Here is a 14,178-nt window from a genome sequence, read left to right as displayed (position 1 = left end):
CCAACAGGCTTAATGGCGGTAAGTGCTGGAAACAAGGCGTTTTCTTGAGGACTTTCCGGGTGTTGTCTAAGGTTTCGCACCGCCGCCATGCGTGTCCTGACCGCCCTCGTCGTCCTGTTGACCGCCGCCCTGCCGGCCGCCGCCTCGGACGGCATCTACAGCTACGTGGAGAAGGACGGCACCATCGTCTACACGAACGTGCCGCCCGGAGGCGCGCGCAAGGCCCGCAAGCTGTCCGGGACCTTCACGCCCGCGCCGGCCAAGTCCGCTCCCGTGCGGGGCCGCTCCCGGACGCCCACGGAGCTGGATCCGCACATCACCACCGCGGCGCTGCGCTACCGCATCCCGCCCGCGCTGGTGCGCGCCATCATGCACACGGAGAGCAACTTCAACCCGAACGCGCTCAGCCACAAGGGCGCCAGCGGGTTGATGCAGCTCATGCCGGGCACCGCGTCGGATATGTACGTGAAGGACATCTTCGACTCGAAGGAAAACATCGAGGGCGGCGTGCGCTACCTGCGCGTCCTGGCCAACATGTTCGACGGCGACATGGTGAAGATGGTCGCCGCGTACAACGCTGGGCCGGACGCGGTGAAGAAGTACGGAGGCCAGGTGCCGCCGTACGCCGAGACGCAGGATTACGTGCGCAAGGTCCTCCAGCTCTACCAACACTACAAGGAGCGCGAGCGGCTCGCCCAGGCCGAGGCCAGCAGCCGTGAGCCTACACCCGAGAATGACGACGCGCACGAAGGGGACGAAGCCGCCGGGCCCCGATGACGAGGAGTTCCTGCAGCAGCTCCATCGCGGGAGCGAGCTGCTGGGCGCCGGCAAGGTCACCGAAGCGAAGGACTTCCTGGAGCGTGCGCACCAGCTCCAGCCGCGCCATGAGAAGGCCCAGAACCTCCTGGGCCTGACGTATTTCAAGCTGGGCCTCTTCGATCGCGCCGCCGACCTGTACGAGATGCTCGTACGGGACAACCCGGTGGACCCGACGCTGCGCGTGAACCTGGGGCTCGTCTACTTGAAGACGAACGCGCTCCAGCGCGCGGCGCGTGAATTCGAGACCGCCACCGACTTGGCTCCGGATCACAAGAAGGCCCACAACTACCTGGGCCTGACCTTCGCCCAGATGGGCGAGTACGGCCGCGCGCGCGAGCACTTCCTCCTCTCCGGCAGCGACGCCATGGCGGAGAAGATGTCGCGCGCCATCGCGGGGGAGGTCTACAGCCGTCCGCCCGCCGCCCCCATGCCGGCCCGTCCGCGCGAGGAGGAAGAGGAGACCGCCGCGCCGCCTGCGTCCGCCTCCGGCGAGAGTGACTGGGGTGCCCAGTTCGGTCTGGATGAGGCGCCGCGCAGTCCTCGCACCGCCGCCGCGCCGCCGCCCCAGGTCGCCGCGAAGCCTCCGGACGACGACATGCGCTTCGCGGAGGACGAGGGCCCTCCCGCTCCCACGGATGACCACGCCTTCACCTCGGGAGTCGCGACCCAGGTCCAGGAGGACGAGGACCCCAGCCTGGCCGCGGGCGAGAGCCTCTTTGACGAAGACGCGGAGCTCGCCGCCACCACGGACGCGGACACCTCCGGTGACGACGTCGAGGTCGCCGACGAGCTGCCCCCCACGCCGGTGTCGGAGGAGATCGAGGTCTCCGAGGAGCCGCCCGTCCTCGCGTCCGACCTGGAGTCGGAGCCCGTCGACGCCTTCGCGGAGACCTTCGCCGCGCTGGCCACGAGTGAGCCGCCCCCGGCGACTCAGTCTGCCGAACCGATCCAGCTGACCCGGTCCATCGGGTCGCTTCAGGTGACCCACTCCGCCGAACCGCCTTCGTCGCCTGAGGCCGGAACGGGCGCGAATCCGCCGGTGCTCACCGCGTGGGTGCCTTCGGTGGCGCTGCCGGGCGCGGTGCCGGGCCAGCCCTTCACCCAAGGTGCGTCTGCGATGACGCTCGCGGTGGAAGGCGAGCTGCTCACGCGCCTGGAGGGGCTGATCGCCGTGCGCGGGCAGGTCACCTTCGAGCCGGAGATGAAGCGCTTCCGGGGCCGGGCCACGGACAAGCCCTTTGGCGAGGGCGACCAGTCCATGGTGCGCGCCCGGGGGCAGGGGACGCTGCACCTGGAGCCCGTGTCCGGGCGGCAGTGGGTGGCTGTCTGCCTGGACGACGAGTCCGTCTACCTGCGCGACGCGTGCGTCTTCGCCTTCGAGGAGCCCGTCGTCTTCGAGAACGGCCGCGTGCCGTCGGACCTGGCCCAGGACCTGGACCTGGTGCACCTGCGCGGGCAGGGGCGGGTGCTGCTCAGCCTGACGGGCCCGCTGCGCTCGGTGCCGGTGGCCATGGACCAGCCGGTGACGGTGCCCCTCACGCACCTGGTGGGCTGGGTGGGCAACCTCACGCCCCGCGTGGTGCCGCTCGTGACATCCGCTGCCGGGGAGACACTGAAGGCGGCGGTGGAACTGGGCGGTGAAGGATTTGCCCTCATCGCACTCGGGGTCCGGTAGAACGCGCGCCCATGGCCACCGAGCGAGCCCTCAGGAAGCAGCGCAAGCGCGAGGAGCGGGCCCGCCGCCGCGCGTCCCGCCGTCCCAGCATCCTGGTGCAGGAGTTCTGGAACCTGCCCAACATGCTGACGCTGGGGCGCATCCTCCTCATCCCCGTGTTCGTCTGGCTCACCTACGACGCGGACCCCCTGCACTCGCTGCTGGCCGGCCTGGTGTTCGCCGTGGCCGCCATCACCGACGTGATTGACGGCTACCTGGCCCGCCGCTGGAACCTCATCACCGTCGTCGGCAAGTTCATGGATCCGCTAGCGGACAAGCTCATCGCCATGGCCGCCCTGGTGATGATGGTGCGCCTGGGCCGCATCGCCGCCTGGGTCGTCATCGTGCTCCTGGCCCGCGAGTTCATCGTCACCGGCCTGCGCACCATCGCCGCCAGTGAAGGCATGGTCATCGCCGCGGGGCAGGAGGGGAAGTGGAAGACGTCCCTCCAGCTGGTGGGGATCATCTCCCTGTGCGTCCACTATGTGCACCCGCTGGACGTGGGCTTCCGCGTCGTCACGGTGGACTACAACCAGGTGGGCAAGGTGCTGGTGTACCTGTCGGGTGCGTTCTCCGTGTGGAGCGCGGTCGTCTACTTCCGCGCGTTCCTCAACATGCTCGCCCGCCGGGGCAGCACGGATCCGGATGCGAAAAGTGTTTGACGTGTCCGAAGGGCCTCTGTATATCGCACCCCACCTCCGGCGCGGCACCGACCGGCGGGTGGCGAGCAACACAGCGGTACCTGATGCGGGAATAGCTCAGCGGTAGAGCATCGCCTTGCCAAGGCGAGGGTCGAGGGTTCAAATCCCTTTTCCCGCTCCAAACGAAGCACGCAGCACCGCAGTACCTGATGCGGGAATAGCTCAGCGGTAGAGCATCGCCTTGCCAAGGCGAGGGTCGAGGGTTCAAATCCCTTTTCCCGCTCCAATCAAAGGCCCTCTGGGAAACCAGGGGGCCTTTTTCTTTTCCAAGATGGCCTCTCCGAGGGCGCGCGAGGGCTGCCGGCCAGACGGGCTTTCGCGCGGATGGCCGGAGTCCCATGCCTGACACCTTCCGGGGGCATGAGGTATGGATGGCGCCGCATGCTTCGCAACCTCCGTGAGCTCTACCAGTACCGGGGCCTCCTGCTCAGCCTGACCCAGCGCGAGCTGAAGGCGCGGTACCGGAACTCGGTGCTCGGCTTCTTCTGGACGTTCCTCAACCCGATGCTCCAGATGGGCGTCTACTCGCTGCTCTTCACCGTCTACATGCGGCAGAAGATCCCCGGGTACACGTTCTTCGTCTTCATCGGTCTGCTCCCGTGGATCTGGTTCTCCACGTCGCTGGGGACGGGGGCCAGCGCCATCAGTGATCGGCGCGACCTGCTCACCAAGGTGCGCTTCCCCGCGCAGGTGCTGCCGGCCACGGTGGTGGTGACCAACCTGTGCAACTACGTGCTGTCCCTGCCGCTGATGGTCGCGCTGGGGCTGCTGCTGGGCTACGTGCCCAGCTGGCACGTGGTGGCGTTCCCGGTGGTGCTGCTCACCCAGCTGTGCATGACGGTGGCGCTGGTCTACATCGTGTCCGCGCTCAACGTGACGTTCCGGGACCTGCAGCAGATCATCGCCAACCTGCTGACGATGTGGTTCTTCGTCACGCCGGTGTTCTACCGGGTGGACTCGCTGCCGGAGGTGGCCCGGGGGCCGATCGTGCTGCTCAACCCCATGGCGGTGATGGTGACGTCGTACCAGTCCATCTTCTACGAACACCAGCTGCCGCAGCCCGGCCCGCTCCTGATGTGGATGGGCATCTCCCTGGCGCTGTTGTGGATCGCGGCCGGCATCTTCGAGCGCCGTCGCGAGGACTTCGCGGAGTTCATATGACCAGCGCCATCGCGTCTCCGGACGCCATCGTGCTCCGCAACGTGGTGAAGAGCTTCCGGAAGAGCACCATCCGGCGCGAGTACACCACCATCAAGTCGGAGCTCATCCGCCTCCTGCGTGGCCAGCGCGACACGGACGGCAAGTCCATGATCGAAGCGCTCCGGGGCATTGACCTGGTGGTGCCCCGCGGCAAGACGGTGGGCATCATCGGGCGCAACGGCTCCGGCAAGAGCACGCTGCTCAAGCTCATCTCCGGCATCTACACGCCGACCACGGGCACCATCGACATCAACGGGCGCATCAGCGCGCTGTTGGACCTGGGCGCGGGCTTCCACCCGGACTTCTCTGGCCGGGAGAACATCCTCATCAACGGCATCATCCTGGGGATGTCGCGCGCGGAGGTGAAGGCGCGCATGGAGGAGATCATCTCCTTCAGCGAGCTGGGCGACTTCATCGACGAGCCGGTGCGCACCTACTCCAGCGGCATGTACATGCGCCTGGCGTTCTCCGTGGCCACGCACGTGGATCCGGACATCCTCATCATCGACGAGATCCTCGCCGTCGGTGACGAGCACTTCGGCAAGAAGAGCCTGGCGAAGATGACGGAGTTCAAGCGGGCCGGGAAGACCATCGTCATCGTCACCCACGACCTGGGGACGCTGGAGCGTTGGTGCGACCTGGGCGCGTGGATCGACGCCGGGCGCATCCGCGAGTTCGGTCCGCCCGCGGACGTCATCCGCAGCTACCGCCGCGCGGTGGCGCTGGCGGAGGAACGCGGCATGTCCATGGAGGCGCCCGCGCTGGCGTCGGACGGCGGTGCGCTGCCGTCGCTGGCGGCGCCCCAGGCCGAACCGTCTCCGCTCACCGTGGACGCGGTGCGGCTGCTGGGCCGGGACGGCGCGGCGGTGGAGTTCGTGGACACCGAGGACGGCCTGGAGCTGAGCGTTGCGTACACCGCGCGCTCGCCCGCGCCGGAGCTGGGCCTGGGGCTGGAGCTCTCCCGGGCGGACGGAGTGCTGGTGCACGCCACGGACACGTTCGCGGAGGATGTGCCCTTCTGCGCGGCGGCGGCCGGCAGCGGGACGGTGCGCTTCGTGGTGGACCGGCTGGGCCTCACCGCGGGGCGCTACGCGTTCACGGTGGTGGTGCGCGACCGGGCGGGGCAGGTGCTCGAGAAGCGCGAGGCGGTGTGCTCCTTCGAGGTGCGCTCCAGCGTGCGGGACGGAGGCCTGACGCGGCCTCCGCACCGGTGGATCGTGGAGGGCGCCGCGGCTCGCGTGGCGCCAGTGCGAGACGTCGGCTCGTGAGCGGCCCTGCTTCGGCGAATGGGGGAGGGCCGGGCATCTGGCTGGGCATCGTGCTTTACCGGAACCCGGAGCGGGAGCTGGAGCGACTGTGGGAGTCGCTCCGGTGGAACCGCGAAGCCCCGGGTGCGCCCGCGTTCCGGGTCGTCTGGATGGACAACTCGCCGGACGACACGCTGCGCGCGCGGGTGGCGCGGCTGGACGCTGAAGCGGACTACCGGCACGCCGGGAGGAACCTGGGCTTCGGGGCCGCGCACAACCGGTTGATGACGGAGGCCTTCGGCTCGGGTGGGGCGCGGTACTACGTCTGCGTGAACCCGGATGGACTCCTGCATCCGGACTGCGTGCGGGAGCTGGCGCGGGTGGCGGATCAGCGGGCGGACACGGGGCTGGTGGAGGCCCGGCTGTTCCCGGACGAGCACCCCAAGCCGTACCATCCTGCGACGGGCGAGACGCCCTGGTGCAGCGGCTGCGTGCTGCTGGTGACGAAGAAGCTGCACGCGACGGTGGGTGGCTTCGACGAGCGCTTCTTCATGTACTGCGAGGACGTGGACCTGTCGTGGCGGGCGAGGGCCTCCGGGCTGTCCATCCGGGTGGCGCCCTCCGCGCTGGTGCACCACTACACCGTCACCCGGGAAGAGAGCCCGGTGCGCGAGCGGATGGTCCGCCGCAGCGCGGCCCTGCTCGGGGCGAAGTACGGTGACGCGGCCTTCACGAACGCCCGCCTGCGGGAGTACGCGCAGCTGGGCGGCGAGCCATTCCAGACGCCCGACATCCTCAATCCCGGGCGGCGGCTCGCGGGCATCGCGGACTTCAGGCACCATCTGGAGTTCGCTCGGAGGCGCTGGTGAACGCTCTATCCGAAGAGGCGCCTCCGTCCGCCGCGTCCGCGCGTTGGATGGAGCTGGTGCTGTCGCGTGCGCACGCGGGCGTGGCGGTGTGCCTGGTGGGCGCGTCGCCGGCGCTGGCGGAGGCCCTGCGGGCTCGGGGCGGCTCCGTGCGAGAGCTGCCCGGGCCGGAGTGGAAGCGGGGCAAGGGACCCGCGCCGACGCTCGTGGTGCTGGAGGGCGACGCGGTCGAGCGGGTGCTGGAGGAGGGGCTGGAGGCGCTGCGGCGCGAGGCACCGGGGGCGGAGTTGGTGTTCAGCCTGCGCAACGCCGGTTCAGCGCGGGCGCTGATGGGCGCGCTGACGGGCGAGGCGCCGGTGCGCGCGGGGCTCTCCGAACAGCGGATGCTGCGGCTGCTGGCCGAGGTCGGCTACCGCGTGGCGCACCGTGAGGTGGTGCCGTGCGCGTCCGGAGGCACGGCGCTGGCCGAGGACACCGCGCAGGCGCTGCGGGCGTTACTGGCCCAGCTGTCGCCGTCCACGCAGGTGGAGGAGGGGCTCTACGTCGCGGTGCCGGACGGGCCCGTGCGCGCGCCGGTGGCGGGGCTGCTCAGTGTCGTCGTCACGGTGGAGCCGGGGACGCAGGACGCGGCGCTCGACGAGGCCCTCTTCGCGCTGGCCTGTCAGGAGCAGCAGCCGCTGGAGTTGCTGCTCGCTGCGCCCGAGGGCGTGGACCTGTCCGCCGCGGAGGCTGCGCTGGAGCGCTACGGCAGGCTGGGGTCGTTCCAGGCTCGCACCGTGCGCGCGCCCTCGGGAGCCCTGTACGCGGAGGCCGTGCGCGAGGCCCGGGGACAGTATCTGGCGTTCGTGGATGCGCGGTGCGTGGTGTACCCGCGTCACTTCGTGGAGTTGGTGCGCGCGCTCCAGACGGGCCGCGAGGCCTGGGCGTTGGCGCGGGCGTTCCGCACCGAGTGGGCGTCCGGTGAGGGGACCCCGCCGTACGTGCGCGCGAAGGTGCCGTTCCCGCTGGGTGAGCGGCTGGAGGTGGAGCACCTGGTGATCCACCCGGAGCTCGTCCACGCGATGGTGATCGACCGGAGTCGCATCGGGCCCTTCCCGGTGGCGATGGAGTCGGGACTCGGGGACCTGCCCGCGCGGATGGGGGCGCTGTTTCCTCCGGTGTTCCTGGGCGGCATCGCCTCGTGCGAGGTACGCGGTCCGCGCGAGCCGCCGGCCGTCGCCGTGGCTCCGGGGACCTGGCTGGTGCGCCCCCTGGATGCCTGGGTGGATGTCGTGGCACGGATCCGCGAAGAGACGCTCCAGGCCAGGGAGTTCCGCCACCGGGTGGTGGACATGCTGAATGCCCGCGTCCACGGCCTCCCCTGGGTCCACGGCACGCTCAAGGCCCTGGCGAACCGGCTCAAATCCGGCAGCGGGCGCTGAGACGATGGGCACCGCCGACAGTGACGGCTCGTGTGGCTCACAGGAGACGCCGGGCGTCGAGGCTGCGACGTTGGACGCGGCCGACCGGAAGTCGTCCTCCGTTGCGGAGGCCACGACGTTGGACGCGGCCGACCCGAATCCATCCTCCGCCGCGCAGGACGCGACGTTGGATCCGGCCGACCGGAAGGCATCCTCCGCCGCGCAGGTCGCGACGTTGACCCCGACCGACCGGAAGCCCTCTTCCTCCGCGCAGGCTACATCGGGACCTCCCGGCGGCCGGGCGCATCCGCCGCGCGATATCTTCGTCGAGGTGTTGGGCTTCGACGTGCCGCGGTCGCACCGCGCGCGCTGGGGCCCGGTCATCACCGCCGCCAAACGGTTGGGGACGCGGGGGCTTTCGCCCTTGCAGCGCTGGGTGCTGGACCGCCAGCTGCGCTTCGACCTGCGGCTGAGGGCGTTGATCCGTCAGCCGGAACGGACGCTGCCGGAGCTGGCCCGCGAGGAACTCGGGCGGCTCGCGGATCCGCGGCCCGTGGGCGCGGTGGGCCGCTGGCTTCCCTCCGTGCCGGGGCTGGAGGCGCAGCGGGCCTGGAACCTCGCGATCGTGGCCCTGCTATCCAGACCTGGATGGCCCCTCCGGACCGAAGGCGCCTCCGAGGCACTGGACGCGCTGGAGACCCGCTGCGACGTGCTGTCGCATGAGGCCGGTGCGGTGGGCCTGTCCTTGTGGCGCGAGCTGTGGCGGCGGCAGGTCGCCTTCAATCACGCGACCGTCCGCCTGTTGCGGCACCTCCTGGGCGTGGCCCGTCCCGCCGTGCTCTTGCCCGCGCCGGTCGGGTACACGCGCGAAGCCCTGGAACGGGAGGATCACGAGGTCCGCGACGCGACCGCAGCGCTGGTACGGCTGGAGCGCCGGCCACTGATCAGTCTGGTCACGCCCGCATGGGAGACGCCGGTGGACGTCCTCCGCGCATGCGTCGCGTCCGTGCGTGCGCAGGTGTATCCGCACTGGGAACTGTGCATCGTCGACGACGGCTCACGCTCGGCGGCGGTGGCGGACACGTTGCGAGAGGCCGCGGCCGGCGACGCGCGGATCCGCTTCGAACGGCTGGAGTCGAACCAGGGCATTGCCCGCGCGACCAACGCCGCGCTCGCACTGGCCACCGGCGATTACGTGGGCTTCCTCGACCACGATGACCTGCTGGCTCCGCACGCGCTGGCCGAGGTCGCGCTGCGGCTGGGTGAAGCGCCGGACGCGGACGTCGTCTATTCGGACGAGGACAAGGTGGACGCGCAGGGGCTGCGCTTCGCGCCCTACTTGAAGCCCTCGCTGTCTCCGGAGTTGCTGCGCGCGGTGAACTACGTGTGCCACTTCCTCGTGGTGCGTGCATCGCTGCTGCGCGAGGTGGGATGCATCCGCCCGGGCTTCGAAGGGGCGCAGGACCACGACCTGCTGCTGCGCCTGATGGAGCGCACGCGGCGCTTCGAGCACATCCCCCGCGTGCTCTACCACTGGAGGACGCTGCCCGGCTCCACGGCCACGGACGCCAGCGCGAAGCCCGCGGCCTCCGAAGCGGGACGCAGGGCCGTGGCGGAGCATCTGGCGCGCATGGGGGAGGGCGGCTCGGTGGAGACGGTCTCGCCAGGGCTGTACCGGATCCGCCACCCGCTCGTGGGGCGTCCTCGGGTGTCCGTGCTGCTCTCGGAAGCGCCCACCGAGTCCGAACTCACGGCGCTCCTCGCCTTCACGGACGACCTGGACGTGGAGGTCCGCGTCCCTGTTTCGTCTCCAGCCGCTTCCTCCACCGGCAACGCCATCCGCGTCCAGGTCGACGCGGCCGCGACCCCGGGCGCAGTGGCGAACCAGTTGCTGCGAGAGGCCCGAGGCGAGCTCATCCTCGTCCTGGAGGCAGGCACGCTTCCGACCGGACCGGGATGGCTGAGGGAGCTCGCGTCGCAGGCCTCGCGCCCCGGCGTCGGCGTCGTGGGCGCGCGCATCGTCTCTCCCTGGGGCCTGGTGCTGGAGGCCGGGCTGCGCTTCGACGCCGAGGGCCGGGTGCTGCGTCCCTTCGCGGGGCTGTTCGATCCCACGCTCGGCGCATTCGGTGGATCGCATTGGCCGCGGGACGTGCGCGCCGTCTCCAGCGCCTGCGCGATGATCCGCCGCGAGGTCCTGGAGTCGTTCGGAGGTTGGGACGCGGCGTTCACCTCCAATGAGGGACGGGGCGTGGACCTGTGCCTGCGCGCGGGCGAAGCCGGGCTGCGCGTCCTCTACGCACCCCACGCGCGACTCGTGCGCACCCGTTCCCAGGACGACGCACCCGAGGCCACCCACGACGCCGACCGGCTCCGTGACGCGTGGGCCCGCGCGGGACGGACCGACCCCACCGGACATCCGCGCCTCGGCTTTCTCCAGACACCGTAGAAATGAACAGCGAACGCGCCTCCTCCCATGGGGAGCGGGCGGGCTGCCAGCCTTGACGCTCCCGGAGGGGGGTGACATGGAGGACATCCGCCAAGGAGAGGGGGGCGTGCCTTGCCTGCAGCGAGGGTCGGCCTTCCGGACGCCACGAACATGCATCCACAGCTCAATCCCCTGGAACACCCCCTCTGCCTCACGCAGCCCTTGCGGCTGCTGGCCTCCTCAGCCTGGGTGGAGCACGTCCCGTTCGCGATGTTCCTGGTGGACCTGCTGCGTCCCTCGACGCTGGTGGAGCTGGGAGCTCACACGGGCGTGTCCTACTCCGCGTTCTGCCAGGCGGTGGACGCGCTGAAGCTGGAGACGCGCTGCCACGCGGTGGACACCTGGCAGGGCGACCCGCACGCGGGCTTCTACGGGGCGGACGTGCTCGCGGACCTGCGCGCGCACCATGACCCGCTCTACAGCCGGTTCTCCCAGCTGCACCAGATGACCTTCGACGAGGCCCTGAGCCAGTTCGCGGACGGCTCCATCGACCTGCTCCACATCGACGGCTGCCACGAGTACGCGCAGGTGAAGGCGGACTTCGAGCACTGGCGCCCCAAGATGAGCGCGCGCGGCGTCATCCTCTTCCACGACACCCACGTGCACGAGCGCAACTTCGGCGTCTGGCAACTGTGGGAGGAGCTCCGGGGCCAGTATCCCTCCTTCGAGTTCGAGCACGGCTTCGGTCTGGGCGTGCTCGCCGTGGGCCCGGAGCAGCCGGAAGGGATGCTCGCGCTGACGAGCACCCGGGACGCGGAACGTGAACACGTGCGGCAGGCCTTCGCCACGCTGGGCGGGCGCCTGACGCTCCTGCTGCACCGGCAGCACCTGCGCGACGCCTACGGCCAGAAGGAACAGCAGGCCGCGGACCACGCGCGCCAGGCGCAGCAGCTCCAGGCGGAGCTGGACGCCGCCCGTGAAGCGGCACGCGACACCGCCAGCACCCTGCGCGAGTTCGAAGGCCGGCTCGCGCGGCAGGGCCTGGCCCAGCGGATGCTCCAGGAGGAGCTGGGCCGCAAGAACGCCCGCATCTACGAACTGGATGCGCACGTCGCGCGCCAGGGCTCGGAGCTGGCGCACATCAACGGCAGCCTCGCGTGGAAGGCCATCAACCGCTACTGGGCCATGCGCGAGCGCGTGCTGCCCCCCGGCACGAAGCGCGGCCACCTCTACCAGAAGAGCAAGGGCACGCTGCACAAGGTGGGCGCGAAGCTGATCAAGCTGCCCGCGAAGCAGGGCGCGCTCAAGGCGCTGCGCGCCGCCAAGGCCGCCCTCACGCCGGCCGCCCCCGTCGCGCCCACCGCCTCCATCGCCTCGGTCGTGGCCCCGAGCACGCCGCTCGCGCCCCCGGCTCCGTGGAACGCGCCGCTGACGCAGCTCTCCCAGGCCAGTCTGGGCCGGCGCATCCTGATCATCGCGGAGCTGTCGCTGCCCCAGTGCAAGCGCTACCGCGTGGATCAGAAGGTCGCCATGTTCCACCGGCTCGGGTACGACGTCACCGTCCTGCGCTGGAACGACCACGAGGAGTGCAAGGCCGCGCTCCAGTTCCACGGCCTGGTCATCTACTACCGGGTGCCCGCGTTCCCTGGCGTGGAGGAGCTGCTGGCGGAGACCAAGCGCCTGGGCGTCCCGCACTTCTTCGACGTCGACGACCTCATCTTCGACGTAGAGGAGTACCAGAAGAACACCAACGTGCAGCGGCTGCCGGAGAACGAGCGCGAGCTGCTGCTCAACGGCGCGAAGCTCTACCGCAAGGCGCTCAGCCTGTGTGAGCACGCCATCGCCAGCACGCCCACCATCGCGGAGCAGATGGCCCGCGTCATCTCCGGCAAGGTCTACGTCGTCGAGAACTGCCTGGACGACGGCATCCTGGAGCTGGCCCGGGAGATGGAAGCGCGCCCGCCCGCGGTGGACGCGGACACGGTCACCATCGGTTACGGCAGCGGCACCCGCACGCACGACGCCGACTTCGCCATCGCCGCGGACGCCATCCTCGCGGTGATGGAGCGCCATCCGAACGTGCGCCTGGCCATCCACGGCTTCCTGGAGCTGCCGGCGGGCTTCGAGCGCTTCTCCGACCGCGTCTTCCGCATCCCGTTCCTGGACGCGGATGACTACCTGCGCGCGCTCGCGTCCTGGCAGATCTCCATCGCGCCGTTGGAGACGACGGTCTTCAACGACGCCAAGAGCAACATCAAGTTCATCGAGGCGTCCATCTTCCGCGTGCCCGCGGTGTGCTCCGGCTCCGGGCCGTTCCGGGAGATCATCGACCACGGCCGCAACGGCTTCGTCGCCACCACCCGTGAGGAGTGGGAGTCCGGGCTGTCCGCGCTGGTGCAGGACGCGTCACTGCGCAAGCGCATGGGCGAGGAGGCCCACCGCAGCGTGATGGCGCGCTACCACCCGGCGGTGGTGGCCACGGAGCGGCTCCAGCCCATCCTCCAGCACCTGCCGCCCGCGCCGCCTCCGCGCCTCAAGGTCCTGGAAGCCAACATCCTCTTCGCGCCCTTGAGCTTCGGTGGGGCGACCGTCGTCACGGAGCAGCTGGCGCACCAGCTGAAGGCGGAGGGCTGCGACGTCACCGTGTTCACCGGCATCCTCAACTCGCCGCTGCCCGCCTACTCGGTGGTGCGCTACGAGGCGCTGGGCCTGCCGGTCATCGCCACCCAGGTGCCGGCCCTCACCGACCGTGCCCAGGAGTACCAGAACCCGCGCATGGGGGAGACCTTCACCCAGGTGCTCAAGGCGGTGCGCCCGGACGTGGTGCACTTCCACTCCATCCAGCTCCTGAGCTCCGCGCTCGCCACGGCGTGCGCCGCGGAGGGCATCCCGTACACCATCACCGTGCATGACGCGTGGTGGCTGTGCGAGCGGCAGTTCATGGTCCGCGAGGACGCCACGTACTGCGGCCAGAAGGGCATCGACCTGCGCGTGTGCACCAAGTGCGTGCCGGACTCGCGCTTCACCTTCAAGCGCACGTTCGCCCTGCGCAAGGTGCTGGATGGCGCGGCCCTGCTGATGGCGCCCAGCGAGTTCCAGCGCCAGCTCTACATCGCCAACGGCGTCGCGCCGGAGCGCATCGTCGTGAACAAGAACGGCGTGCTGCTGCCCACGCGTGCGCGCGCCCCGCGCCCCGCCAACGCCCCCGTGCGCTTCGCCTACCTGGGCGGCCACGCGGTGCACAAGGGGTACTTCTGGCTCAAGGACATCCTGGAGTCGGTGCCGGAGTCCGGCTGGGTCCTGAAGATGACCGACATCCAGCTGCGCATGGGGTCGGCCTCCATCGACGCGAAGGAATGGAAGGTGAAGGGGAAGGTGGAGGTGGTGCCTCCGTATGATCAGGACGGGATGGACGCCTTCTTCGACGGGGTGGACGTGCTGCTGATGCCCTCGCAGTGCAAGGAGAGCTTCGGCCTGACGGTGCGCGAGGCCATGGCCCGTAACGTGTGGGTGGTCACCACGGCGTCAGGCGGCGTCAGCGAGGACATCGTGGAGGGCGTCAACGGCAACGTCCTGGACATGGCCGACGCCGACGGCTTCCGCCGCGTGCTGCGCGACCTGGTGGCCCACCCGGAGCGTCTGTCGCGCGCCCCGAACGCCCAGCGCACCACCGTGCGCGACTACGAGACCCAGGCCAAGGAACTCCACGGGCTCCTGTCCGGCCTGGTGAATCCGGCGGCCCGAGGCGCGGCCCGCGAAGACGCCAGCGCCACGGCCATTCAGCGCTGAACCGGACGGAGCCACCC

Annotated in this window: 9 protein-coding genes and 2 tRNA genes; all 11 read left to right on the top strand. The window is 70.3% G+C overall.

Features of this window, described 5'->3' with window-relative positions:
• Window positions 1–87: 87 nt before the first annotated feature.
• The 11 genes from D7Y15_RS06910 to D7Y15_RS06860 all read left to right on the top strand — a co-directional run bounded on the left by D7Y15_RS06910 (window position 88) and on the right by D7Y15_RS06860 (window position 14,161).
• A complete protein-coding gene (locus D7Y15_RS06910; protein WP_120576663.1) occupies window positions 88–777 on the top strand; it encodes a transglycosylase SLT domain-containing protein in 690 nt (229 codons plus the stop codon).
• Window positions 734–2,494 (top strand): tetratricopeptide repeat protein, encoded by a 1,761-nt coding sequence (locus tag D7Y15_RS06905; protein ID WP_121752068.1) that lies wholly within the window; start codon window positions 734–736, stop codon window positions 2,492–2,494. Before D7Y15_RS06910 ends, D7Y15_RS06905 begins: the two co-directional genes overlap by 44 nt.
• Window positions 2,495–2,505: 11 nt before the next feature.
• Window positions 2,506–3,195: a CDP-diacylglycerol--glycerol-3-phosphate 3-phosphatidyltransferase gene (gene pgsA, locus D7Y15_RS06900; RefSeq protein ID WP_014397631.1), complete on the top strand. Its 690-nt coding sequence runs from the start codon at window positions 2,506–2,508 to the stop codon at window positions 3,193–3,195.
• Between the two features lie 85 nt (window positions 3,196–3,280).
• Window positions 3,281–3,355, top strand: a tRNA-Gly gene (locus tag D7Y15_RS06895).
• Window positions 3,356–3,385: 30 nt separating this feature from the next.
• Window positions 3,386–3,460: transfer RNA gene (locus tag D7Y15_RS06890), tRNA-Gly, on the top strand.
• A gap of 155 nt (window positions 3,461–3,615) precedes the next feature.
• Window positions 3,616–4,395, top strand: a complete 780-nt coding sequence (locus D7Y15_RS06885; protein ID WP_121752067.1) for an ABC transporter permease — start codon at window positions 3,616–3,618, stop codon at window positions 4,393–4,395.
• Window positions 4,392–5,702 carry an ABC transporter ATP-binding protein gene (locus tag D7Y15_RS06880; protein WP_121752066.1) on the top strand — a complete coding sequence of 437 codons (1,311 nt, stop codon included), beginning with the start codon at window positions 4,392–4,394 and terminating at the stop codon, window positions 5,700–5,702. The genes D7Y15_RS06885 and D7Y15_RS06880 overlap by 4 nt, the downstream gene beginning before the upstream one ends.
• A 50-nt stretch (window positions 5,703–5,752) precedes the next feature.
• Window positions 5,753–6,550: a glycosyltransferase family 2 protein gene (locus D7Y15_RS06875; RefSeq protein WP_233604849.1), complete on the top strand. Its 798-nt coding sequence runs from the start codon at window positions 5,753–5,755 to the stop codon at window positions 6,548–6,550.
• On the top strand, window positions 6,547–7,968 hold the full coding sequence (locus D7Y15_RS06870) for a glycosyltransferase family 2 protein (protein ID WP_148712714.1): 1,422 nt from the start codon (window positions 6,547–6,549) through the stop codon (window positions 7,966–7,968). The genes D7Y15_RS06875 and D7Y15_RS06870 overlap by 4 nt, the downstream gene beginning before the upstream one ends.
• A 4-nt stretch (window positions 7,969–7,972) precedes the next feature.
• Entirely contained in the window at window positions 7,973–10,393 is a 2,421-nt protein-coding gene (locus tag D7Y15_RS06865) for a glycosyltransferase (protein WP_158629016.1), read from the top strand.
• 150 nt (window positions 10,394–10,543) lie between these two features.
• Window positions 10,544–14,161: a class I SAM-dependent methyltransferase gene (locus tag D7Y15_RS06860; protein WP_121752062.1), complete on the top strand. Its 3,618-nt coding sequence runs from the start codon at window positions 10,544–10,546 to the stop codon at window positions 14,159–14,161.
• Window positions 14,162–14,178 lie beyond the last annotated feature (17 nt).

The sequence above is a fragment of the Corallococcus sp. AB030 genome (assembly GCF_003668965.1).
Lineage (GTDB): Bacteria > Myxococcota > Myxococcia > Myxococcales > Myxococcaceae > Corallococcus > Corallococcus exiguus.
Note: the sequence above shows the minus strand (reverse complement) of the source record. Positions and strands in the feature narration are given on the sequence as shown.

Excerpts from the sequence above, each read along its gene's own strand:
- D7Y15_RS06910 (WP_120576663.1), top strand. The coding sequence starts at position 88 with ATGCGTGTCCTGACCGCCCTCGTCGTCCTGTTGACCGCCGCCCTGCCG.
- D7Y15_RS06905 (WP_121752068.1), top strand. The coding sequence starts at position 734 with ATGACGACGCGCACGAAGGGGACGAAGCCGCCGGGCCCCGATGACGAG.
- pgsA (WP_014397631.1), top strand. The coding sequence starts at position 2,506 with ATGGCCACCGAGCGAGCCCTCAGGAAGCAGCGCAAGCGCGAGGAGCGG.
- D7Y15_RS06885 (WP_121752067.1), top strand. The coding sequence starts at position 3,616 with ATGCTTCGCAACCTCCGTGAGCTCTACCAGTACCGGGGCCTCCTGCTC.
- D7Y15_RS06880 (WP_121752066.1), top strand. The coding sequence starts at position 4,392 with ATGACCAGCGCCATCGCGTCTCCGGACGCCATCGTGCTCCGCAACGTG.
- D7Y15_RS06865 (WP_158629016.1), top strand. The coding sequence starts at position 7,973 with ATGGGCACCGCCGACAGTGACGGCTCGTGTGGCTCACAGGAGACGCCG.
- D7Y15_RS06860 (WP_121752062.1), top strand. The coding sequence starts at position 10,544 with ATGCATCCACAGCTCAATCCCCTGGAACACCCCCTCTGCCTCACGCAG.